Source organism: Streptomyces griseorubiginosus, from assembly GCF_036345115.1.
In the GTDB taxonomy this organism is placed as follows: Bacteria; Actinomycetota; Actinomycetes; order Streptomycetales; family Streptomycetaceae; genus Streptomyces; species Streptomyces griseorubiginosus_C.
Window position 1 is genome coordinate 6,440,904 of sequence record NZ_CP107766.1, and the last position, 23,512, is coordinate 6,464,415.

Sequence of the window (23,512 nt, forward strand, 5' to 3'; positions counted from 1 at the left end):
AGAGGAGAGGGAGACGAGGGTTATCCCTCGACTCCCGTGTGTGTTCCCTGTGGGGCAGGGTGTGTTCCCTGTGGGGCAGGACCGGTGGGTCAGGCCTCGGCGGTCGCGCAGTCCGCGCAGGTGCCGAAGATCTCCACGGTGTGGGCCACGTTGACGTAGCCGTGCTCGGCGGCGATCGCGTCGGCCCACTTCTCGACGGCCGGGCCCTCGACCTCGACGGCCTTGCCGCAGACCCGGCAGACCAGGTGGTGATGGTGGTCGCCGGAGGAGCAGCGGCGGTAGACGGACTCGCCGTCGGAGGTGCGCAGGACGTCGACCTCGCCCGCGTCGGCGAGGTTCTGGAGGGTGCGGTAGACCGTGGTCAGACCGACGGCGTCACCCTTGTGCTTGAGCATGTCGTGCAGTTCCTGCGCGCTGCGGAACTCGTCGACCTCGTCGAGGGCCGCCGCCACGGCGGCCCGCTGCCGGGTGGCGCGGCCCTTCACGGGCGGTCCAGCGGTCGTCACGGGTTCCTCCTTCGTTCGGCACCTGCCGGGCCATTGTGCCAGCCCGGCCTGTGCCCGGTCAGACGCCGACGGTGCCCTCCGGCTGCCGAGTGGCCGGAATCGCACACTCGGCGGGGTCCCCGGCCGGCTGCCGGGCGGCCAGTGCGCGGGCGCGGCGCCGGGCCAGCGGGGTGGCGAGGGCCGTCAGCAGGATGAACGCGGCGATGGTCAGCAGCACGATCGTCGCGCCGGGCGGCACGTCCTGGTAGTACGAGGTCACGGTGCCGCCGATCGTCACCGTCACCCCGATCGCCACCGCGATCGCGAAGGTGGCCGCGAAGCTCCGGCTGAGCTGCTGCGCCGCCGCCACCGGCACCACCATCAGCGCGCTCACCAGCAGCAGCCCGACCACGCGCATGGCGACGGTCACCGTCACCGCGGCCGTGACCGCCGTCAGCAGGTTGAGCGCCCGCACCGGCAGACCGGTGACCCGGGCGAACTCCTCGTCCTGGCTCACCGCGAAGAGCTGCCGGCGCAGCCCCAGGGTGACCAGCACCACGAACGCGGCCAGCACACAGATCGCCGTCACGTCCGACTCGGAGACCGTGGACAGCGAACCGAACAGGTACGACGTCAGGTTGGCGTTGGAGCCGCCGGGCGCGAGGTTGATGAACATCACCCCGCCGGCCATACCGCCGTAGAAGAGCATCGCGAGGGCGATGTCGCCGCGGGTCTTGCCGTACCAGCGGATCAGCTCCATGAGGACCGCGCCGAGCACCGAGACCAGGGTCGCCATCCACACCGGCGACCAGGAGAGCAGGAAGCCGAGGCCGACGCCGGTCATCGCGACATGGCCGATGCCGTCGCCCATCAGGGCCTGGCGGCGCTGGACCAGGTAGATGCCGACGGCGGGGGCGGTGATGCCGACCAGGACGGCGGCGAGCAGGGCCCGCTGCATGAAGGCGTAGTCGAGGAAGTCCATCAGCTCAGCAGTCCTGTGCGCATCGGCTCGTGCTCGGGGGAGTGGGGGTGGACGTGGTCGTGGCCGGGCAGGGCGTGCTGACCGACCGCGCGCGGGGGAGGACCGTCGTGCAGGACGCAGCCGTCCCGCAGCACGACCGCGCGGTCGATCAGCGGCTCCAGGGGGCCGAGTTCGTGCAGCACGAGCAGGACCGTGGCGCCCTGCGCGACCTGTTCCTCCAGCGTCCGCGCCAGCACCTCCTGGCTCGCCAGGTCCACACCCGCCATCGGCTCGTCCATGATCAGCAGTTCGGGTTCGGCGGCGAGGGCGCGGGCGATCAGGACGCGCTGGTGCTGGCCGCCGGAGAGGGCGTTGACGGAGTCCTTCGCGCGGTCCGCCATGCCGACCAGCTCCAGGGCCCGCCGTACGGCCTGGTGGTCGGCCTTGCGCAGGACGCCGAAGCGGGCGCGGGACAGCCGCCCGGAGGAGACGATCTCGGTGACGGTCGCGGGGACCCCGCCCGCGGCGGTGGTGCGCTGCGGGACGTAGCCGACCCGGGCCCAGTCCCGGAAGCGGGCGCGCGGGGTGCCGAAGAGCTCGATCTCGCCCGCGGCCGTGGGGACCTGGCCGATGATCGTGCGGATCGCGGTGGACTTGCCGGAGCCGTTGGCCCCGAGCAGCGCGACGACCTCACCGCGTTCCACGGTGAGGTCGATGCCGCGCAGGACGGGGCGCGAGCCGAGGTCGGCGCGGACCCCGCGCAGCGTGATGACGGGCTCGGTCATGCCGTCCTCCGGTGTCATTTCGCTCCCAGGGCGCTCTGGAGCGCCTTGAGGTTGGCTTCCTGGACCGAGAAGTAGTCCTTGCCGCGGGACTTGGCGGTGATGCCCTCGATCGGGTCGAGGACGTCCGTCTTGAGCCCGGCGTCGGAGGCGATGGTCTTCGCGGTCCTGTCGCTGACGAGCGTCTCGTAGAACACGGTGGTGACGCCGTCGGCCTTCGCCATCTTCTCAAGGTCCTTGACGCGGTTGGCGCTGGGCTCCGACTCGGGGTCCAGGCCGTTGATGGCCTCCTCGGTGAGGCCGTAGCGCTCGGCGAGGTAGCCGAAGGCCGCGTGGGTGGTGATGAAGACCTTGGAGTCGGTGTTCTTCAGCCCGTCCTCGAACTTCGTGTTCAGCGCGTCCAGCTTCTTCACCAGGGCCGCGGTGTTGGCCTTGTAGGCGGCCGCGTGGTCCGGGTCGGCCTTCTCGAAGGCGGCGCCGACGCCCTTGGCGACCTCGGCGTACTTCACCGGGTCGAGCCAGATGTGGGGGTCCTTGCCGCCGGATTCCTCGCCGTGCTCGTCGTCGTGCTCGGCCGCGTGGCCGCCGACCTCGTTGCCGTGCTCCTCCAGGGAGGTCAGCGCGGTCGCGTCGATCTTCGTCTTGATCTCGGACTGGGCGACCGCGTCGTCGACGGAGGGCTGGAGGTTCTTCAGGTAGAGCACCGCGTCGGACTCCTGGAGCTGCGCGGTCTGCTGGGCGCTGATCTCCAGGTCGTGCGGCTCCTGGCCGGGCTGGGTCAGGCTGGTGACGTGCACGTGGTCCCCGCCGATCTGCTCGGCGAGGAAGGCCATCGGGTAGAACGACGCGACGACGTCGAACTTGTCGGTGTTGCCCGCGGCGGCGCTGTCGGTGGAGCACGCGGAGAGGGCGGCGAGGGCACCGGCGGCGGCGACCGCGGGTATGAGGCGTCGTCGTACGTTCATGACAGTCATTTTCATCAAATATGGAAACCGTTGTCAACAAAGTCCGGGTCGCGAACCGATTTGATACGAGGGGTGGCCGCGCCGGTAACCTGAGGCATTCGCTGCCGTCCATTCGCATGAAGAGAGCACCGTGGCCGCCGACAAGATCGACACCATCGTCAGCCTGAGCAAGCGCCGGGGCTTCGTTTTCCCCTGTAGTGAGATCTACGGCGGTCAGCGCGCCGCCTGGGACTACGGACCGCTGGGTGTCGAGCTGAAGGAGAACCTGAAGCGTCAGTGGTGGCGCTACATGGTGACGTCCCGTGAGGACGTGGTCGGTCTCGACTCGTCCGTGATCCTGGCCCCCGAGGTCTGGGTCGCCTCCGGTCACGTGGCCACCTTCACCGACCCGCTGACCGAGTGCACCTCCTGCCACAAGCGGTTCCGCGCGGACCACCTGGAGGAGGCCTACGAGGCCAAGCACAAGCGCGCCCCGGAGAACGGCCTGGCGGACGTGAACTGCCCCAACTGCGGCAACAAGGGCCAGTTCACCGAGCCCAAGCAGTTCTCGGGTCTGCTCTCCACCCACCTCGGCCCGACCCAGGACACCGGCTCGGTCGCCTACCTGCGTCCGGAGACCGCGCAGGGAATCTTCACCAACTTCGCCCAGGTGCAGGTCGCTTCGCGCAAGAAGCCGCCGTTCGGCATCGCGCAGATGGGCAAGTCCTTCCGCAACGAGATCACGCCCGGCAACTTCATCTTCCGCACCCGTGAGTTCGAGCAGATGGAGATGGAGTTCTTCGTCAAGCCGGGCGAGGACGAGAAGTGGCAGGAGTACTGGATGGAGCAGCGCTGGAACTGGTACACGGGCCTGGGTCTCCGTGAGGAGAACATGCGCTGGTACGAGCACCCGGCGGAGAAGCTCTCCCACTACTCCAAGCGCACCGCCGACATCGAGTACCGCTTCCAGTTCGGCGGCAACGAGTGGGGCGAGCTGGAGGGTGTGGCCAACCGCACCGACTACGACCTCACGGCCCACTCCAAGGCCTCCGGCCAGGACCTCGTGTTCTACGACCAGGAGGCGGGCGAGCGCTGGACGCCGTACGTCATCGAGCCCGCGGCGGGTGTCGGCCGCGCGATGCTGGCGTTCCTGCTGGACGCGTACGTCGAGGACGAGGCCCCCAACGCCAAGGGCAAGCTGGAGAAGCGCACGGTGCTGCGTCTCGACCACCGCCTCGCCCCGGTGAAGGTCGCGGTCCTGCCGCTGTCCCGCAACGCCGAGCTGTCCCCGAAGGCCAAGGGCCTCGCCCAGGCGCTGCGCCAGCACTGGAACATCGAGTTCGACGACGCCGGCGCGATCGGCCGCCGCTACCGCCGCCAGGACGAGATCGGCACGCCGTACTGCGTGACGGTCGACTTCGACACCCTCGAGGACAACGCGGTGACGGTCCGCGAGCGTGACTCCATGAAGCAGGAGCGGGTGTCCCTCGACCAGATCGAGGGCTACCTGGCCGGGCGGCTCGTCGGCGCCTAGCCACTTCCTTCGGCCCCCGGTGCAGGGATGCGTCCCCGCACCGGGGGCCGTTTTTTGTGCCTGACACATGACAGCTGACAGATATTGAAATCTGTCAGCTGTCATGCCAAGGTGGGAGGCATGACGATGCGTACCCGAACCCTCGGAACCACCGGCCCTCGCGTCTCCGCCCTCGGCCTCGGCTGCATGGGCATGTCCGGTATGTACGGCGACTCGGACCGCGCCGAGTCGCTCGCCACCATCCACGCCGCCCTGGACGCCGGCGTGACCCTGCTCGACACCGGCGACTTCTACGGCATGGGCCACAACGAACTGCTGATCAGCGAGGCACTGCGCACCGCTCCGGCCGCCCTGCGCGAGAACGCGCTGCTCAGCGTGAAGTTCGGCGCCCTGCGCGACCCGGACGGCAGCTGGGCCGGCTTCGACGGCCGCCCCGCCGCGGTGAAGAACTTCGCCGCGTACTCCCTCCAGCGCCTCGGCGTCGACCACATCGACGTCTACCGCCCCTCCCGGCTCGACCCGCAGGTACCGATCGAGGAGACCGTCGGCGCCATCGCCGAACTGGTCGAGAAGGGCTGGGTCCGGCACATCGGGCTCAGCGAGGTCGGCGCCGACACCATCCGCCGGGCCGCCGCCACCGCCCCGATCGCCGACCTCCAGATCGAGTACGCCCTGATATCCCGGGGCCCCGAGCGGGAGATCCTGCCCACCCTGCGGGAACTGGGCATCAGCGTCACCGCGTACGGAGTGCTCGCGCGCGGGCTGATCTCCGGCCACTTCACGGCCGACCGGCAGCTCGCCGCGCACGACTTCCGCGCCCACGCGCCCCGCTTCCAGGGCGAGAACCGCCGGCACAACCTCACCCTGGTCGAGTCCCTGCGCAAGATCGCCGAACAGAAGGGCGTCACCGTCGCCCAGATCGCCATCGCCTGGGTGCTCGCCCAGGGCGAGGACATCGTCCCGCTGGTCGGCGCCAGGACCCGCGACCGGCTCGGGGAGGCCCTGGGCGCCCTGGACGTGACCCTGGACGCCGCCGACCTCGCCGCGCTGGAGGACGCCGTACCGGCGGACTCGGCGGCCGGTGAGCGGTACGCGGCGCCGCTGATGGCCATGCTCGACAGCGAACGCTGATCGCCGTGCCGGGTACCGTCTAGGCATGCCTCCGACCACCGTGCCCCTGACCGCCGAGCGCATCCTCGAAGTCACCGAGGAGGTGTTGCGCCGCCACGGCCCCGCCAAGGCCACCGTGGTGGACGTGGCCCGCGCGCTCGGCGTCAGCCACGGCAGCGTCTACCGGCACTTCCGCACCAAGACGGCCCTGCGGGAGGCCGTGACGAGGCGCTGGCTGGACCTGACGACCGAGGTGCTGGCCGGCATCGTCGCCGACACGGGCCAGGAACCGGAGGCTCGGCTGCGCACGTGGTTCACCACCTTCTTCGAGGCCAAGCGCCGCAAGGCCGGCCTCGACCCGGAGCTCTTCGCCACCTACATGGCCCTCGCCGCCGAGAGCGGGGAGCTCGTGGGCGCCCACGTCGACGAACTCACCGGCCAGCTCGCCGAACTCGTCCGGGCCGGCGTCGCCACGGGCACCTTCGTCAGCGCCGACCCGGTCGTCACGGCCCGCGCCCTCTTCCAGGCCACCGCCTGCTTCCACGACCCCGCCCACGCCCCCACCTGGCAGGAACCCGGCATCGACGAGGACCTCGCCGCCGTCCTGGACCTGCTGCTCGGCGGACTGCGGTCCGGCGGGGCGGTACCGTCCCCCTGACGCCGCTCCCGACAGGAAGCCGAGAGAGCCGATGCCCCCGACCATCCGCAGGGCCGTCATCCCCGCCGCCGGGCTCGGCTCGCGGCTGCTGCCGCTGACCAAGGCCACGCCGAAGGAGATGCTCCCGGTCGGCGACAAGCCGGTCATCGAGCACACCGTGCGGGAGCTGGTGGACTCCGGCATCACCGACATCACCATCGTGGTCTCCGGCGGCAAGTCCCTGATCCAGGACCACTTCCGCCCCAACCCCGCCCTGGTCGAACAGCTCCGCGCCGACGGCAAGACAGCCTACGCGGACGCCGTCGAGGAGATCGCCGAGCTCGCCCGCCGGGGCCACATCACCTACCTCGACCAGCACGGCCCCTACGGCAACGGCACCCCCGTCCTCAACGCCGCCCGCTCCTTCGGCGACGAGCCCGTCCTCGTGCTGTGGCCCGACGACGTGTTCGTGGCCGAGGTGCCGCGCGCCCAGCAGCTCATCCGCGCCTACGAGCAGACCGGCTGCCCGGTGCTGGCCCTCCTGCCGATGGACCCCACCGAGTCCCAGCGTTACGGCGTCCCCGTCGTCAAGGAGGACCTCGGCGGCGGCACCCTGCGCATCACCGGCCTGGTCGAGAAGCCCGACCCCAGCGCCGCGCCCTCGGCGTTCGCGGCCATCGGCGGCTATGTCGTCACCCCGGGCATCATCGACGAACTGCGCGAGCGCACCCGCCGCTGGTACGAGCACCGCACCGGCGAGATCTACCTGACCGACGCCATCAACGCCTACGCGGCGACCCGGGCGGTGTACGGCCAGGTCATCCAGGGCCGCTGGTACGACACCGGCAACCCGGCCGACTACCTGGTGGCCCAGATGGCGCACGCCCTGGCCCACCCCGAGTACGGGCCGCTGCTGCGGGGCCTGGTCGGCGACCTGGACAGCCCCGGGGGCGCCTGAGGGTCAGCCCTCCGAGGGATCCACCGTGGCCTGGTGCGCCTCGGCCAGATGCTCCTGCGCCTTCAGCCAGGGCAGGAACTGCGCGGCCCTGCGCCAGCCGCAGGTCCCGCAGCTGATCATGCGTTGCGGGCCCTTGCGGAGCACCTGGACGACGTGCTCCCGCCCGTGCTGGTCCCAGCGGCTCACCTTGCTCGTGCTCGTCTGCACCATGTGCCTCGCCTCCGGCAAGGAGTGTGCAGCAAGAACAACATCAACAGCAGTGTCTTCACGGGGTGTTCGCCCGGATCTGAGCTGGGACCTGAGCCGGGGAGTCGAGCCGGGACCTGAGCCGGGGAGTCGAGCCGGGACCTGATCGGGCCCTGAGCCCGGTCAGACCATCGTGCGCGGCAGCCTCAGGCTCAGTACGCCCGTCAGCGCCACCCCGGCCAGCTGCACGAGCAGGGTCGTCACCAGGGCGTCCCGCATGCCCATGCCCGGCACCAGGGCGAGGAAGAGGCTGCCCAGCGTGGCCACGCCCAGGGCCAGCGAGGCCTGCTGGGTCGTGACCATCACCCCGCTGCCGACACCGGCCCGCGCGGGCGGCACCTCGGACAGCACCAGCCGCAGCACCACGGGGAGCTGCAGCGCCTGGCCGATCCCGGCGATCGCGCCACCGGGCAGCAGGGTGAGCAGGCCCAGGTCGGGCCAGGAGTGCCGGGCGGCCAGGATGATCAGGCCGAGTCCGAGCCCCTGGATCAGCGCGCCCGCGGTCACGACCCGGGTGCCGTAGCGGTTGATCAGCCGCGGTCCGGCGATCGACGTGAACAGGAAGGTCACCGCCAGCGGGACCAGGGCCAGGCCCGCCTGGACGGGGCTGCGGCCCGCGCCCTCCTGGAGCGCCACCGCGATCACGAACATGAAGCCGGAGAAGCCCATCGAGAAGGGCAGGATCAGGATCAGCCCCCGGCGCAGCGACACCAGCCGGAAGAGGCTCGGCGGGACCAGCGGTGTCCGGCCCGCGCGGTCCGCCCTGCGCTCCACCGCGAGGAACGCCCCCGCCAGGAACGGGAACGCGGCCAGCGACAGCCAGGTCCACAGCGGCCAGCCCGCCGCCCGGCCCTCGGTCAGCGGGGCCAGCAGGGCGAGGAGGGACGCGGCGAGCAGGACCGTGCCGGGGCCGTCCACCGGCTCCGGGCGCGGGGAGCGGGTCTCGGGGACCGCACGGGCCGCGAGGACCAGTCCGGCCAGCACGACCGGGACGTTGACGAGGAACGCGGCCCGCCAGCTCGTGCCCGCGATGTCGGCGGCCACCAGCACACCGCCGAGGATCTGGCCCGCCACCATCGCGAGGCCCGCCGTGGCGCCGTAGAGGCCCATCGCCCGGGCCCGGCGGGGTCCGGCGGTCGCCGACTGGATGGTCGCGAGCACCTGCGGCAGCATCGCGGCCGACGCGGCGCCCTGGGCGACCCGGGCCGCGACCAGCGCCCACGCGCTCGGCGCGAGCCCGCACGCCAGCGAGGTCAGCCCGAACGCGGCCATGCCGGCCAGGAACATCCGGCGCCGCCCGAACAGGTCGCCGAGCCGGCCGCCGAGGACCAGGAGGACGGCGTACGCCAACCCGTAGCCCGCGACGACGAGTTCGAGGACCGACTCGCTCGCGGACAGGTCCGCGGCGATGGTGGGCAGCGCCACGTTGACGATGAAGAAGTCGATGAGGGGGAGTGCCGCGGCGAGCAGCACCGTGAACAGTCCGAGGCCGCCCAGCTCGGGTGGCGCGGCGGGACGGACGAGGCGTGGAGTCGTGGTTTCGGTGGTCACGCCGTCGAGCCTGCGCCCGTCCGCAGGGGGGTACCAGAGTGTCCTTATCCTGGTAGAAGAACCACCTGGCAACAGGGACCCGGTGGAGGCAGGCTGGGAGGCATGACGACCATGGCCCAGGAGACCGCCGTACCCGCGCCCGTGTCCCCCGCGGAGATCCGGCGCCATGAGCTCGCCGCCTTCCTGCGCCACCGGCGCGAGCACATCACCCCCGAGCAGGTCGGCCTGCCCCGCGGCGCCCGCCGCCGCACCCCTGGCCTGCGCCGGGAGGAGGTCGCCCACCTCTCCGCGGTCGGCGTCACCTGGTACACCTGGCTGGAGCAGGCCCGGGACATCCAGGTGTCCGTGCAGGTCCTGGACGCCCTCGCCCGGGCGCTGCTCCTCGACCCCGTCGAGCGGGCCCACCTCTTCCAGCTCGCCGGGGCGGTCGACCCGACGCCGGCCACCGTCTGCCCGTCGATCACACCCGGACTCCGGCTGGTCCTCGACCAGTTGGGTCCGATCCCGGCCTGCGTGTCCAACAGCCGCTACGACATCCTCGCCTACAACCGCACCTACGGCCTGCTGCTGTGCGACCTGGACGCGGTGCCGCCCGAGGACCGCAACGCCATGCTGCTCTCCTACACCCACGAGGAGTGGCGCTCCTCGATCGTGCACCTGAAGGACACACAGCGGCTGATGGCCGCCCGCTTCCGCGCCGGCATGGCCGGACACCTCGCCGAGCCCGCCTGGAAGACGCTCCTGAAGCGGCTGCGCTGCGAGTCCGCGGAGTTCCGCGAGGTCTGGGACCGCCACGAGGTGGGGGCGTCCCGCCCGCGCCGCAAGGAGTTCCGCAACCGGTACGTCGGCCTCATCGCCGTCGACCACACCGACCTGTGGCTCAGCCCCGAGACGGGCTCACGCATGGTGACCTACGCCCCCGCCGACGAGGAGTCCCGGCTGCGGCTGGAGAAGCTGCACGCGATCGCCCTGGAGCGGGTCTCCCAGGCCGCGTGAGGGAGATCTCAACCGCCGTTCTCCCACGGCTCCCACCTCCTCTTATGCGGCAGACGGATGCAACATGCACCTGACGTATTGGATCAACCGCCCGTCCGCTCGGTGTACTTCCCGGACTGATCGAGGCCGTGCCACAAGCACGGCCCAGTCACAGGGGAGAACATCAGCGTGTACGAGCAGTTCCTGTCGGCGAAGCTGCGTGACCTGCGAGCGGGCGGACAGGACCGGGAGTTCGTGGACATCGACCGGCGGGCGGGTGCCTATCCGACGGCACTGCGCCGGCTGTCCGACGGCACCCGGCGGGAGGTGACCGTCTGGTGCAGCAACGACTACCTCGGCATGTCCCAGCACCCCGAGGTGCTGGACGCCATGCACCGCGCGGTCGACGAGTACGGTGCCGGGTCGGGCGGTTCACGCAACATCGGCGGAACCCACGCCCACTACCGGGCACTTGAGGCCTCGCTCGCCGAATGGCACGGCAAGGAGGCCGCGTTGGTCTTCCCGACCGGCTACGGTTCCAACGACGCCACCCTCCAGTGCCTGCTCAGGCTGCTGCCCGACCCCGTCGTGCTGTCCGACGAGCTGAACCACGCCTCGCTGATCAACGGCATCCGCAGCACCCGCGCCGAACGCGCGGTGTTCCGCCACAACGACGTCGACCACCTGCGGGAGTTGCTCGCCGCGCAGCCCCACGACCGCGCCAAGATCGTCGTGTTCGAGTCGGTCTACTCCATGGACGGCGACGTCGCCCCGATCGAGGAGATCGTCGAACTCGCCCGCGAGCACAACGCGTTGACGTTCCTCGACGAGGTCCACGCCATCGGCATGTACGGTCCGCGCGGCTCCGGGATCGCCGCGGACCTCGGCGTCGACCACCTCGTCGACATCGTGCAGGGCACCATGGCCAAGGCGATCGGCGTGATCGGCGGGTACATCGCCGGCTCCGCGACCCTCGTGGACGCGGTGCGCAGCTTCGCCTCCGGTTTCATCTTCACCACCTCCCTGCCGCCCGCCGTCGTCGCCGCCTGCCACGCCAGCGTCGAGCACCTGAAGAACTCCGAGGCCGAACGGCAGGCCCTGCACGACAAGACCCGCCTGCTGCGCGACGCGCTCACCGCGGCCGGCATCACCGTGATGCCGTGCAGCACCACCCACGTCCTGCCGGTCCTGGTCGGCGACGCCACCGCCTGCAAGCGGGCCGCCGTACGGCTGCTGGACGAGTACGACATCTACCTCCAGCCCATCAACTCCCCGACCGTGCCCGTCGGGACGGAGCGGTTCCGCGTCAACGTGACCCCGAACCACACCGAGGACGACATCGCCCACCTCGTGGAGGCGCTGTCCGAGGTCCTCGCCGGGGCCGAGCCGCCGGCCGGCGCCGAGCGCGTCGCCGAGGCGGTGGCGGCATGACCGTCGTCCGTCCCGCCGGCCTGGCGGACATCGAGGAACTCGTCCGGCTACGCGCCCATCTGCTCGACGCGCCCGACGCCGACCTGCCCTACAAGGCCGGCGGTTCGGCGGCCCGGGAGGCCTGGCGGCGCGACTACCGGGCCTGGCTGACCGAACAGCTCACCGAACCGGAGGGCATCCGGGTCGCGGTCGTCCCGCTGCCCGACGGCACCGGACTCGCCGCCTGCGCGACCGCGATCGTCGACCGGCGCGCCCCCTCACCGGCCTGCCCCTCGGGCCGCGCGGGCTGGCTCCAGTCCGTCGTGGTCGACCCGGCCTCCCGGGGCCAGGGACTCGGCGCCCGGCTCCTCGAGCACCTGCACGGCTGGCTCGCCGGACAGGGCGTCGACGAGGTGCTGCTCCAGACCACCGAGAACGCCACCGGCTTCTACCAACGGCTCGGATTCGCCTCCAGCGGCGAGGAGTTGCTGTTCCGCACACTGACGTCGAGGAGTGTCGCCGCGTGAACATCCTGATCGTCGGCATGGGATATGCCGGCTCCCGCTTCCTGACCGCCTTCCGCAGCCTGGACCAGCCGTTCGAGCTGGCCTACCACGCCCGGCACCGCACCCGGGAGGACATCCCGTACCACCCGACCCTGGAGGGCGCCCTCGCCGAGCACGCCCCCGACCTGGTCGTGGTCGCCGCCACCGACTCCGCCCACGCGGACATCCTCACCCGGCTGCACGGCTACCGCGGCTTCGTCCTCGCCGAGAAACCCCTCACCTCCCCGCACGACGACCTCGACGCCGTCGCCAAGGCCCTCACCGACGCCCGGGGCTTCGCCCTGGACCTGGTCGAGCGCTACTCGGACGCCACCGAGGCCCTGCGCACGTACGTCCGCGAGCACGAACTCCGGCTCGTCCGCGCCCACCTGACGTGGGGCAAGGACCGCATCAACGACCACCGGCCCACCGTCGGCGTCACCAGCGAGGTCATCCACAGCCTCGACCTGGTCCGGTACGTCACGGGCGGCGACGAGCCCCTGGAGGTGCGCGACGCGCTCGGCGTCACCTCCGACTTCTCGGTCTCCGGACCCGAGGTCCTCGACAGCGTCGCCCTGACCGCCACCCTCGGCGGGGCGCCGGTGACGGTGTACAGCAGCTTCACCAACATCGTCCGCCAGCGCACCGTCGACCTCGCCTTCCGCGACCCGAACGGCGGTCTGGTGTACGCGAGTTGCGTCTACGACACCCCCGTCTGGGACGCCGACCACCTGCGCGTCTGGCGGCGTGAGGACGGCCAGGAGCACACCCTGTGCGAGGTCGACACCCGGGACGTCCAGGTGCCCGACGCACAGCGCGCGGTCGTCAAACTGCGCCGCCTCGCCCTGGACGTCGTACGCCATGTCGCCGACGGGACCCCGCCGCGCGTGCCGTTCGCCGGGCTCGCCGAGTCCGTGGCCACGCAGCGGCTGCTCAACGACATCGAAACCACCGCCCGCACCACCGGCCCGGCCCGCTACTTCCCGCAGGGCCGCACGCCGGTGACCGAAGTGGACTGGGAGCGCCTCGGATGACCACACCCACCCCCACCACCCCCATGAACCGGCTCTCCATCCTCGTCCTCGGCGCCTTCGCGCTCGGCCTCGACGCCTACGTCATGGCCGGACTGCTGCCCAAGGTCGCCGCCGACCTGCACACCAGCGAGTCCGCGGCCGGCCAGATGGTGACCCTGTTCACCCTCTGCTACGCCCTCGCCGCCCCGGTGTTCGCGACCGCCCTGGCCGGACGGCCCGCCAAGACCGTCCTCACCCTGGCGCTCCTGCTGTTCACCGCCGCCAACGCGCTGACCGCCGTCGCCGGCAGCCTGGCCGTGCTGCTCGTCGCCCGGGCCCTCGCGGGTGTCGGCGCGGGCGTCTACTCGCCGATGGCCGCGGCCACCGCCGCCTCCCTCGCCGGGGAGGAGCGGCGCGGCCGGGCCCTCGCCCTCGTCATGGGCGGCATGAGCATCGGCACGGTCATCGGCGTACCGGTGGGCGTGCTGCTCGCCGACCACGTCGGCTGGCGCGGCACGCTCTGGCTGATCACCGGCCTCGGCGCCGTCGCCATCGCCGGGCTCGTGCTCGCCCTGCCCCGCCTGGAGGCCGCCCCGCCGCCGCCCCTGCGCGAGCGGGCCCGCGTCCTGGCCCGGCGACCCGTCGCCGCGATCGCCGGGGTGTCGCTCATCGCCGGAGTCACCAGCCTCGGCCTGTACACCTACCTCGCGCCCTTCCTCGCCGACGCCGGCGGCATCGACGGCACGCTCGGCGCGATGTGGGCCTGGGGCCTGGGCGGCGTGGCCGGAAGCCTCCTGATCGGCCGGATCGTCGACCGCACCGGACGGCCGTACGCCGTCGTCACCGTCGTGCTGCTCCTGCTGTGCCTGTCCCACCTGCTGCTGCCCGTCGCGGCCCACGTCACGTGGGTGCTCGCCGTGCCGCTGGTGGTGTGGGGCGCGACCGGCTGGGCGCTCCAGGTGCCCCAGCAGCACCAGCTGATTGCCGCCCGCCCCGACCAGGCGCCGGTCGCGGTCTCCCTCAACAGCTCGGCCGTCTACCTGGGCAGCGCCCTCGGTTCCGCCCTCGGCGGGGTCGTCCTCGCCGCCGGAGTGGCCCCCGCGGACCTGCCGTACTGGACGGGCGGACTCGTGGCCCTCGGGCTGGTGCTGCACCTGGTCCTGGTCCGCATGCCCCGGTCCGCGGAGGCGGAGACGGCACCTGGCCGGAACGTTCGTACGCCGGAATCGGTCCCCGCGGGTGAGTAGTACCGTCGTGACAATGGACGTAGGACTGCAACAGCTGCGCTGCTTCCTCACGCTCGCCGAGGAACAGCACTTCACCTGGGCCGCGGAACGGCTCGGCATCCCCCAGCCCACGCTCAGCCGCACCATCCGCAGGCTGGAGGAGCAGGTCGGCTGCCAGCTGCTCGACCGCACCACCCGCCACCCCCGGCTGACCCCGGACGGCGAGCGGCTGCGGACCGAGCTCCAGGTCCTGCTGCCCCGCCTGGAGGCGGCCCTGCGTCCCGTCCCGCAGGACGAACCCCTCAGCCTCGGCTACACCTGGGGCTTCCCCCGCCGACGCGGCCGGGACGCCATCGACCTGGTCGAACGCCGGCACCACATCCTGGTCGAACCGGTGCGCCGGGACGAGCGGCTGGCCGGCGTGCACACCGGGGCGGTGGACGCGGCGCTGCTGTGGGGCGCGGTCGACGACCCCCGCCTGCACAGCGTGGAGATCGCCCGCGAGGAGCGGGTGGCGGCGGTGTCGGTCCGCTCCACCCTCGCCACCCGGTCCCGCGTCAGCTGGCGCGATCTGGGCCGCCGCTGCCTGGTCCTCAACACCGTCAGCGGCACCCTCACGCCGGACGACTGGCCGGCGGGGGCCCGCCCCGAGATCGGGGCCGAGGCCGCCAACCTGGACGAGTACCTGCACGCGGTGGCCGCCCGCCGCGGAGTGGGCGTCCTTCCGGCGTCAGTGGCGAGCCAGCACCCCGACCCCGACGTCCTCTACCTCCCGCTCGCCGGGGCCCCGCCGGCCGTCCTCCACTACGCCTATCCGCGCACCAACCCCCACCCCCACGCGGAGCACCTCGCCGAGGCACTGCGGGACGCGGCCCGGCCCGCACTGGTAAGCGCCTGATCAATCCCCGTCCGGGGGGATGAGCGTGCCGCGCGCGGGCACTCGGGCGGTCCGAAGGTGAGACCCCCCACAGGCGAGCAAATCGGGCGAGGCGAATCATGGCCGAGCAGAAGTCGTCGCAGCAGGCAGCGCACGAGTCCCCGGAGAAGGCACGGCTACAGCTTCCGCAGCCGCTGCGGGCGGCCGTGTCGGTACTGGGAAAGGTCCCCGGCGCCGGGACCGTGGGCCGGGTGGCCGAGGGAACGCTGGACCGGGTCGCGGCGGTGTCCCCACGCGGCCGACGGCTCGCGGTGTACGCCGGCGCGGGAGTGCTGGGCGTCGCGGGCATCGTGGAATGGCCGATCGCGGTCACCGGGGCGGCGGTGGCCTGGCTGACCCAGCCGAGGCCGGGGGAGCGGGAGAGCGACGGGGGTGCCGGGGACGGCTCCGGGGGCTCCAGGGACTTCGGGGACCCCGGGGACTTCGGTGACCGGCCCACGCCGCGGGTACTGGCCTCGACCCACGGAACACCGTCCTCCGGGGGGCCTGGTTCCGCGGCTACGACGTCTTCCGGGGCGTCGGCCGCCTCGTCGCCGTCGGACAGGTTGCCCGTGCACGAGACGGCCTCGCCGTCCGGCCTCCGTGGCGGGGCACGAGGCTCCGCCGGGGACCGGCGATGATCCGAGGACTGCTCACCCGCCCCACGACCGCCGCCGCGGAGCTCGTCCTGGCCGGCCCCCGCCTCCTCGCCAGGGGCACGCCCGCCGCGGTCGGCGCCGCCGCCGGCGCGGTGGCCGGAACCGCCCGGGCCGGTGTCCGCACCGCGGACTTCGCGGCCCGCACGGCGAGGGTGGCCCGCGCGGCCCTCCCGGGCGCACCCCAGGGCTGGCGAGCGGGCCCCCGCGTCCACGTGCCGCTGCGCGCGGAGGAGACGGACGGACCGGGGGAGGTGAGGGGTTTCGCGGAGGACAAGGACGGACGCGGACGCACGCAGGGAGCGGAGGGACGCAGGCAGGGAGCGGAGGGACGCACCGAACACCGCGCCCGCCACCTCGCCGCCGCGCTCGCCGAGCATCCCGACATCGCCCTGGCCTACTGGGACCGCGGTCTCGGGCGGCTGGTCGTCACCGCCGTCGAGGGCGTGGCCACCGAGCGGGTCGAGGAGCGGGTCGCCACGCTCGCCGAACGCCACGGACTCGTGGCGGACGGACAGGACGTCGAGGAGCTCACCCACCCCGGCGACCCAGGCTCCGTCCGGACCGCCGCCCTGGCGCTCGGCGCAGACGCCGTAGGAGTGGCCGCCGCGGTCACCGGGTCCGCGCTGCGGTTGCCGGCCTCGCCGCGGCCGCTGACCGCGGCGGTGATGCTGCTGCGGGAGAACCCCCGCTTCAGGGGCTGGCTGCGCGGGCGGCTCGGCGACGCGCGCACCGACGTGGCGCTCGCCGTCGTGAACGCCGCCGTGCACGGCGCGGGGCAGAGCCCCACCTCCCTCCTGCTCGACGGCACGCTCCGCGCCTGCCAGCTGGCCGAGGCGATCGTGCGGACGGCGACCTTCGAAGCCGTCCACGACGACCTGTGCGTCCCCGACCGGGACGGCGTGCCCGTGGACCCGGCCCTGCGCCCGCCCCCGCTCCCGTCGCCCGCCCAGGAGTACGCGAGCCACGCCTCCGCGGGAAGCCTCGCCGGCGCCGTCGCCGCGCTGCTCGTCAAGCACGACGTGACCGAGGCCGCGGAGGCCGTCCTCGCGGGCTCCCCCAAGGCCGCGCGCTACGGCCCCGCCGCCTACCACGCCGTGCTGAGCGCCGCCCTGTCCCGCTCCGGCGTCCTGGTGCGCGACCCGGACCGGCTGCGCCTGCTGGAGACCGTCGGCACCGTCCTGCTGCACTCGAGCGCCCTGCGCACCCCGGGCGCGGGCGCCGACCCCTGGGCCGAACCCGTGCTGGACGCGGCCCGTCGCGCCGGACTGAGGGTCGTCGTCGTGGACGACCCCGCCCTCGCCGACTTCACCGGCCTCGCCGACCAAGTCGTGTCCGCCGAACAGCCGTTGAGGGAGGTCGTCGACCAACTCCGCGACGAGAGCGAAGACGGGAGCGAAGGCGCGGGCGGCGTCCTCACCGTCGCCCGCCCGCAGGACCCCGATGTCGTCGCCGGACTCCTGCGCGGCGACATCGCCGTCTCCCTCACCGACGGCGGCTGCGCGGTCGCCTGGGGCGCCGACCTCCTCGCCCCGCACGGACTCCCCGACGTCTGGCGGCTGTTGACCGCCGTCCCGGCCGCCCGCGGGGTCGGCCGCCGCTCCCAGACCCTGGCCCGCTCCGGGGCCGCCCTGTCCGGACTCCTCGTCGCCGTCGGCGAGTCGGGCCGCGGCGGCCGCCGTACGGCACTCCCCGGCCTCCGGCACGCGCCCGTCGACGCCGCCGCGGCCGCCGCCCTGTTCACCGGCGCCCGCGCCGCCCTGCGCGTCGCGACCACCGGCCTGCCGCACCCACGGCCCCGGGTGGCCTGGCACGCCCTGGACCCGGACGACGTCCGCGACCGGCTGGAGCGGGACGCGCCCCCGGAGCCGACGCTCGTCGAGCAGACCACCGCACGGGTGCGCACCGCCGCCGACACCGTCGTACGACTGCCCGTGCTGGCCCCCGCCCGGTGGTCCGCGCAGCTCGCCCGGGCCGTGCGCGGGGAGCTGGACGACCCGCTCACCCCGGTCCTGGCGGTCGGCTCGGCCGCCTCCGCGATCCTCGGTTCCGCGATGGACGCCCTGCTGGTGGTCGGCGCCCTCGACCTGAACGCGCTCGTCGGCGGGCTCCAGCGGCTGCGCGCCGAGCGGGCCCTGTCCGGGCTGCTCGCCCAGCAGCAGCAGAAGGCCAGGGTGGCGGAGGAGGACCGCGACGAGGAACCGCACGTGGTCGACGCCGCCAGGCTCAGCCCCGGGGACATCATCGAGCTCACCCTGGACGACGTGGTGCCCGCCGACGCCCGCCTGCTGTGGGAGGACGGCCTGGAGGTCGACGAGTCCGCGCTGACCGGCGAGTCCCTCCCGGTGGACAAGCGCACCGACCCGAGCCCGCGCGCCCCCGTCGCCGAACGGCACTGCATGGTCTTCGAGGGGACGACGGTGGTCGCCGGACACGCCCGCGCGGTCGTCGTGGACACCGGCCAACGCACCGAGGCCGCCCGCGCCGTCGCGCTCGCCGCCCGCACCCCGGCCGCCGCCGGAGTCCAGGCCCGGCTCCAGGAACTCACCCGCAAGGCACTGCCGTTGACGATGGCCGGTGGCGCCGCGGTCACCGGGCTCGCCCTGGTGCGCGGCACACCCCTGCGGCAGGCGGTCAGCGGGGGAGTGGCGGTCGCGGTGGCCGCCGTACCGGAAGGGCTGCCGCTGGTCGCCACGGTCGCGCAGCTCGCGGCCGCCCGCCGGCTCAGCGAGCACGGCATCCTGGTCCGCGCCCCGCGCACCCTGGAGGCGCTGGGCCGTATGGACACCATCTGCTTCGACAAGACCGGCACCCTCACCGAGAACCGGCTGCGCCTGGTCCGCGTCACCGACCCGGACGGCACCCCCCACACGCCCGGCGAACCCGGCGCCGACGACACGCTGCGTGTCGCGGCCCGCGCCTGCCCCCAGCTCGACGGCGACTCCGATGAGCGCCCGGCCCACGCGACCGACGAGGCCGTCCTGGACGCGGCCGCCCCCGACGAGCGCTGGACCCAGCTGGAGGGCCTGCCCTTCGAGGCCGCCCGCGGCTACGCGGCCGCCGTCGGACACACCGGCGACGACACCCCGGTCCTGGTGGTCAAGGGCGCCCCGGAAACCGTCCTGCCGGCCTGCACCGGCCTCCCCGCCGACGCCGAGGACCGGGCGCACTCCCTCGCGGCCGACGGACTGCGCGTCCTGGCGGTGGCCCGCCGCCCGCTCGACGGCGACGGAAACGGGAACGGTGACGCGCACGCCGACGGGAAGGCCGTACTCGAAGAGCCGTTGCGGGACCTGGAGTTCGTGGGTCTGCTGGGTCTCGCCGACGTTCCCCGGGAGACCTCGCCCGCCCTGGTGCACGGGCTGCGCGAGGCGGGCGTACGGCCCGTCGTGCTGACCGGCGACCACCCGCGGACCGCCCACGCCATCGCCACCGACCTCGGCTGGCCCGAGGACGCCACCGTCGTCACCGGCGACGAACTCGCCGCCGCCGACCGCACCGCCCGCTCCCGGATGCTGCGCGACGCCGATGTCGTGGCCCGGGTCGCGCCCGAGCAGAAACTCCAGGTCGTCGAGGCGCTCAGGGACGCGGGCCGGGTCGTCGGCATGGTCGGCGACGGCGCCAACGACGCGGCCGCCATCCGCGCCGCCGACATCGGCGTCGGCATCAACGCCCGCGGGTCGGCGGCCGCCCGCAACGCCGCCGACCTCGTCCTCACCGGCGACGACCTCTCCGTCCTCATCGAGGCCGTCCGCGAGGGCCACGCCCTGTGGCACAGCGTCGCCGACGCCATCGCCATCCTCATCGGCGGCAACGCGGGCGAGGTGGGCTTCGGCATCCTCGGCACCCTCCTCTCGGGCGCCGCGCCCCTGTCCACCCGTCAGATGCTCCTGGTGAACCTCTTCACCGACCTGTTCCCGGCGATGGCGGTGGCGGTCACGCCGACGGAGAAACCGACGGACGACGACCCCTCGGTCGACACGGTCCTCGGCCCCTCCCTCACCCACCAGATCCGCGCTCGCGCCCTCACCACCTGCCTCGGCGCGACGGTCGCCTGGCTCATCGGCCGCTTCACCCCGGGCACGGCCCGCCGCTCGACGACGATGGCGTTGTGCGCGGTGGTGGGCACGCAGCTGGCCCAGACCTGGGCGGACCGCAAGGAGAGCCCCTTGGTCCGCGTGACGTCCCTGGGCTCGGCGGCGGTCCTGTTCGCGGTGGTGGAAACACCGGGAGTGAGCCAGCTGTTCGGCTGTACACCGCTGGGCCCGGTGGCGTGGGCGGGGGTGGGGGCGGCGATCGGGCTGGCGGTGGCGGGCCAGAGGTTTCTACCGGCCGTGGAGCGAACGGTACGAGATCGATCGGGGTTGGGCTGACCGACCTTCAGGGGCGCGGGGAACTGCGCGACAAGCCCCCACCGGCGGTCAGCCGCCGACCTAAGCGCTGACCCCCGCGGCCTCGCGAACCTCCCCGGACTCCAGCCGATCAGCCGTGCGTTCAGCAGTCCGCCGAGCCCACGGCCCCGTGGTCACCGCACCCAAAGTCAGCACCGCGAGCCCACACCCGGCCAGAATCCACCATCCCGGCACCGCGGCGGACACGAACTTCTCCTTGTACGACGAGGAGCTCACCCCGGACGCCAGCACCGCCCCGATCACGGCGACCCCGAGCGTCTGCCCGAGTTGACGACTCGTGGAGGCGACCGCCGCCGCAACCCCCGCCTGCGCCCGCGGCATCCCCGACACCGCCGTGTTCGTGATCGGCGCGTTCACGAACCCGAACCCGATCCCGAACACCACGTACCCCAGCAGCAGCGTCACGTCGGACGTCTCCGCGTCGAAGGCCGCGAACAGCACCCCGCTCGCGGTCATGGCGAACCCCGCCACCACCAACGGCAGCCGCGGCCCCCGGCTCCCCACCAGCCGCCCGGCGAGCGGCGCGCACAGGAACATCGGCACCGCCATCGGCAGCATCCACAGGCCCGCGTGCAGCGCGTCCAGCCCCCGGACGTTCTGGAGGTACAGCGTCGACAGGAACAGGAACCCGCCGAGCCCCGCGAACGCGCTGATCGCGATCACCGTCGCCCCGCTGAAGGGCGCGGACCGGAAGAAACGCAGGTCGATAAGGGGTTCGTCGCGCCGGGGCTCGTACCAGAGGAGTCCCGCCAGCGCGACGACGGCCACCGCGGCGAAGGGCAGGACCGAGGCGAGTGGGGAGGTCGGCGCCTCGATGATCGCGTACGTCAGCGAGCCGAACAGGGCGATCACGAGGACCTGTCCGACCGGGTCGGGCCGGCGGGCCCTGGGCGCCCGGGACTCGGGGACGTACCGCAGGGTGAGCAGCAGGGCGGCGAGCCCGACGGGCAGGTTGACCCAGAAGATCGAGCGCCAGCCGACCGCGTCCACGAGCACCCCGCCGACCAGCGGACCGGCGGCCATGGAGATGCCGACGACCGCACCCCACACCCCGATCGCCCGTGCCCGCTCGCGCGGGTCCGTGAAGGTGTTGGTGATGATCGACATCGCGACCGGGTTGAGCATCGAGCCGCCGACCGCCTGCACCATGCGGAACGCGATCAGCGCGTCCAGGTTCGGGGCGGCGGAGCACAGCGCGGAGCCGATCGTGAAGACGACCAGGCCGGCCATGAAGACCCGCTTGCGGCCGATCCGGTCGGCGGTGGAACCGGCCAGCATCAGCAGGGAGGCGAGGACGAGCGTGTAGGCGTCGATCGTCCACTGGAGGCCCGCCGTGCTCGCGTCCAGACCGCGCTGGAGGGCGGGCAGGGCGACGTTGAGCGCGGTGGTGTCGAGGCTCACGATCAGAAGGCTCATACAGCAGATCGCGAGGACCAGCATGCGTCGGCGGTGGCTGAGCTCGGGCATGCGGTTCATCGTACGCCGATTTCGATAGTGCGTCTAACTAATGGTCGGTACATGATCGACGTACGGGTACCCCGGGGCGTGCGTGACAATGGGGGAATGTCCACGACCGCCTCGCCGCTCCAGATCGGCTCGCACACCGTCCAGCCGCCCGTCGTCCTCGCCCCCATGGCCGGGATCACCAACGCGCCCTTCCGCACCCTGTGCAGAGAGTTCAGCGGGGGCAAAGGGCTGTTCGTGAGCGAGATGATCACGACTCGGGCGCTGGTCGAGCGCAACGAGAAGACCATGCAGCTGATCCACTTCGACGAGACCGAGAAGCCTCGTTCGATCCAGCTGTACGGCGTCGACCCCGCCACCGTCGGCAAGGCCGTCCGCATGATCGTGGAGGAGGACCTCGCCGACCACATCGACCTGAACTTCGGGTGCCCGGTGCCGAAGGTGACCCGCAAGGGCGGGGGGTCGGCGCTGCCGTACAAGCGGCCCCTGCTGCGGGCGATCCTCCGGGAGGCGGTGAGCGGGGCGGGGGATCTGCCGGTCACCATGAAGATGCGCAAGGGGATCGACGACGACCACATCACCTACCTGGACGCGGGGCGGATCGCGGTCGAGGAGGGCGTGACGGCGATCGCTCTGCACGGGCGGACCGCTGCCCAGCACTACGGCGGTACGGCGGACTGGGACGCGATCGCGCGTCTGAAGGAGCATGTGCCGGAGATTCCCGTGCTCGGGAACGGCGACATCTGGTCGGCGTCGGACGCGCTGCGGATGGTTCGTTCGACGGGCTGTGACGGGGTCGTCGTGGGCCGGGGGTGTCTGGGGCGGCCGTGGCTGTTCGCGGATCTGGTGGCGGCGTTCGAGGGGCGGACCGATTTCCGTCGTCCGGCGTTGCGGGAGGTCGCGGACGTGATGGTGCGGCACGCGACGCTGCTGGGGGAGTGGATCGGGGACGAGGCGCGGGGGGTCATCGACTTCCGCAAGCATGTGGCCTGGTACCTGAAGGGGTTCGCGGTCGGCTCGGAGATGCGGAAGCGGCTGGCGATCACGTCGTCGTTGGCGGAGCTGCGGGCTGGGTTGGACGAGCTGGATCTGGATCAGTCGTGGCCGGTGGGGGCGGATGGGCCTCGGGGGCGGACGTCGGGGAACAACAGGGTTGTGCTGCCGGATGGGTGGCTGCGGGATCCGTATGACTGTGCGGCGGGGGTTGGGGAGGATGCGGAGGTGGATACGTCGGGGGGCTGACGGGGTGTGTGCGGGTTCGGTGGGGGCGGGCGTTTTTGCGCAGTTCCCCGCGCCCCTGAGGGGCCTGCGGCGGCCCCTTGCTGTCCGGTGGGGGCGTGCGTAGCGCATTCGGTCCGGTGGGTGGGTCGGTGCCGGGGTGGGGGGTGTCCGTCCTCGGTCCGGCGGCTCGGTCACTCACACGGGGCTCGGTTCCGGACGCCGGCCGCTGCGGGCGGACACCCCCCACCCCGTCCCCTTCGCGCCGTGCGCGGCGAACGGTGCATGGGGGCGGGCGCAGGCGGCTGACGGCCCGAGGGGAGCGGGCGCGCAGGCGGCTGACGGTCCCGTCGTGTCGCAGGCCAACTGCAACCCCCTAGGGGCGCGGGGAACTGCGCGACCAGCCACAACGCACCCGCACCCGCCCGACAACCGCACCCGGCACCCCCATAGGCGCCCGGCCCAAGCC

General features: G+C 72.9%; 20 protein-coding genes. 13 read left to right on the forward strand and 7 right to left on the reverse strand.

The genetic code is table 11. From position 1 onward, the window contains the following. Positions 1-89 precede the first annotated feature (89 nt). From OHN19_RS29155 to OHN19_RS29170, 4 genes are read right to left on the reverse strand one after another with little or no spacing between them, the layout of a single operon-like run. Complete coding sequence (locus OHN19_RS29155) at positions 90-506, reverse strand: transcriptional repressor (RefSeq protein WP_330267038.1); 417 nt, start codon at positions 504-506, stop codon at positions 90-92. Positions 507-564: 58 nt separating this feature from the next. Next, a complete protein-coding gene (locus OHN19_RS29160; protein WP_330267039.1) occupies positions 565-1,467 on the reverse strand; it encodes a metal ABC transporter permease in 903 nt (300 codons plus the stop codon). Continuing rightward, positions 1,467-2,249 (reverse strand): metal ABC transporter ATP-binding protein, encoded by a 783-nt coding sequence (locus OHN19_RS29165; RefSeq protein ID WP_330267040.1) that lies wholly within the window; start codon positions 2,247-2,249, stop codon positions 1,467-1,469. Before OHN19_RS29165 ends, OHN19_RS29160 begins: the two co-directional genes overlap by 1 nt. Next, positions 2,246-3,193, reverse strand: coding sequence for a metal ABC transporter substrate-binding protein (locus OHN19_RS29170; protein ID WP_330267041.1), 948 nt, complete (start codon positions 3,191-3,193; stop codon positions 2,246-2,248). Before OHN19_RS29170 ends, OHN19_RS29165 begins: the two co-directional genes overlap by 4 nt. 130 nt (positions 3,194-3,323) lie before the next feature. Here OHN19_RS29170 and OHN19_RS29175 point away from each other — a divergent pair, with 130 nt between their 5' ends. The 4 genes from OHN19_RS29175 to OHN19_RS29190 all read left to right on the forward strand — a co-directional run bounded on the left by OHN19_RS29175 (position 3,324) and on the right by OHN19_RS29190 (position 7,411). Then, positions 3,324-4,706, forward strand: coding sequence for a glycine--tRNA ligase (locus tag OHN19_RS29175; RefSeq protein WP_330267042.1), 1,383 nt, complete (start codon positions 3,324-3,326; stop codon positions 4,704-4,706). A 120-nt stretch (positions 4,707-4,826) separates the two neighbouring features. Next, positions 4,827-5,837, forward strand: coding sequence for an aldo/keto reductase (locus OHN19_RS29180; RefSeq protein WP_330267043.1), 1,011 nt, complete (start codon positions 4,827-4,829; stop codon positions 5,835-5,837). Positions 5,838-5,862: 25 nt separating this feature from the next. Further along, positions 5,863-6,474, forward strand: coding sequence for a TetR/AcrR family transcriptional regulator (locus tag OHN19_RS29185; RefSeq protein WP_330267044.1), 612 nt, complete (start codon positions 5,863-5,865; stop codon positions 6,472-6,474). Positions 6,475-6,505: 31 nt separating this feature from the next. After that, a complete protein-coding gene (locus tag OHN19_RS29190) occupies positions 6,506-7,411 on the forward strand; it encodes a UTP--glucose-1-phosphate uridylyltransferase (RefSeq protein WP_330267045.1) in 906 nt (301 codons plus the stop codon). Between the two features lie 3 nt (positions 7,412-7,414). Here OHN19_RS29190 and OHN19_RS29195 read toward each other — a convergent pair whose 3' ends face one another. Together OHN19_RS29195 and OHN19_RS29200 are read right to left on the reverse strand one after the other, a co-directional pair. Then, complete coding sequence (locus OHN19_RS29195) at positions 7,415-7,621, reverse strand: hypothetical protein (RefSeq protein WP_330267046.1); 207 nt, start codon at positions 7,619-7,621, stop codon at positions 7,415-7,417. A 159-nt stretch (positions 7,622-7,780) separates the two neighbouring features. Continuing rightward, positions 7,781-9,208 (reverse strand): MFS transporter, encoded by a 1,428-nt coding sequence (locus OHN19_RS29200; RefSeq protein WP_330267047.1) that lies wholly within the window; start codon positions 9,206-9,208, stop codon positions 7,781-7,783. A 102-nt stretch (positions 9,209-9,310) separates the two neighbouring features. Between OHN19_RS29200 and OHN19_RS29205 the strand changes: the two genes are divergently transcribed. The 8 genes from OHN19_RS29205 to OHN19_RS29240 all read left to right on the forward strand — a co-directional run bounded on the left by OHN19_RS29205 (position 9,311) and on the right by OHN19_RS29240 (position 20,322). Beyond that, a complete protein-coding gene (locus OHN19_RS29205) occupies positions 9,311-10,204 on the forward strand; it encodes a helix-turn-helix transcriptional regulator (RefSeq protein WP_330267048.1) in 894 nt (297 codons plus the stop codon). A 168-nt stretch (positions 10,205-10,372) separates the two neighbouring features. Further along, positions 10,373-11,614, forward strand: a complete 1,242-nt coding sequence (gene hemA / locus OHN19_RS29210) for a 5-aminolevulinate synthase (RefSeq protein WP_330267049.1) — start codon at positions 10,373-10,375, stop codon at positions 11,612-11,614. Beyond that, positions 11,611-12,120: a GNAT family N-acetyltransferase gene (locus OHN19_RS29215; RefSeq protein ID WP_330267050.1), complete on the forward strand. Its 510-nt coding sequence runs from the start codon at positions 11,611-11,613 to the stop codon at positions 12,118-12,120. The genes hemA and OHN19_RS29215 overlap by 4 nt, the downstream gene beginning before the upstream one ends. After that, positions 12,117-13,172, forward strand: coding sequence for a Gfo/Idh/MocA family protein (locus OHN19_RS29220; RefSeq protein WP_330267051.1), 1,056 nt, complete (start codon positions 12,117-12,119; stop codon positions 13,170-13,172). Before OHN19_RS29215 ends, OHN19_RS29220 begins: the two co-directional genes overlap by 4 nt. Further along, positions 13,169-14,398, forward strand: coding sequence for an MFS transporter (locus tag OHN19_RS29225; protein WP_330267052.1), 1,230 nt, complete (start codon positions 13,169-13,171; stop codon positions 14,396-14,398). The genes OHN19_RS29220 and OHN19_RS29225 overlap by 4 nt, the downstream gene beginning before the upstream one ends. Before the next feature lie 13 nt (positions 14,399-14,411). Next, positions 14,412-15,275 carry a LysR family transcriptional regulator gene (locus OHN19_RS29230; protein WP_330267053.1) on the forward strand — a complete coding sequence of 288 codons (864 nt, stop codon included), beginning with the start codon at positions 14,412-14,414 and terminating at the stop codon, positions 15,273-15,275. A 98-nt stretch (positions 15,276-15,373) separates the two neighbouring features. Further along, positions 15,374-15,934 (forward strand): hypothetical protein, encoded by a 561-nt coding sequence (locus OHN19_RS29235; protein ID WP_330267054.1) that lies wholly within the window; start codon positions 15,374-15,376, stop codon positions 15,932-15,934. Then, positions 15,931-20,322 carry a cation-translocating P-type ATPase gene (locus OHN19_RS29240; RefSeq protein ID WP_330267055.1) on the forward strand — a complete coding sequence of 1,464 codons (4,392 nt, stop codon included), beginning with the start codon at positions 15,931-15,933 and terminating at the stop codon, positions 20,320-20,322. Before OHN19_RS29235 ends, OHN19_RS29240 begins: the two co-directional genes overlap by 4 nt. A gap of 60 nt (positions 20,323-20,382) precedes the next feature. On the opposite strand, the gene OHN19_RS29245 is transcribed toward OHN19_RS29240, so the two are convergent. Continuing rightward, complete coding sequence (locus OHN19_RS29245; RefSeq protein ID WP_330267056.1) at positions 20,383-21,828, reverse strand: MFS transporter; 1,446 nt, start codon at positions 21,826-21,828, stop codon at positions 20,383-20,385. 96 nt (positions 21,829-21,924) lie between these two features. Here OHN19_RS29245 and dusB point away from each other — a divergent pair, with 96 nt between their 5' ends. Continuing rightward, positions 21,925-23,067 carry a tRNA dihydrouridine synthase DusB gene (dusB, locus tag OHN19_RS29250; RefSeq protein ID WP_330267057.1) on the forward strand — a complete coding sequence of 381 codons (1,143 nt, stop codon included), beginning with the start codon at positions 21,925-21,927 and terminating at the stop codon, positions 23,065-23,067. Positions 23,068-23,512: the final 445 nt, after the last annotated feature.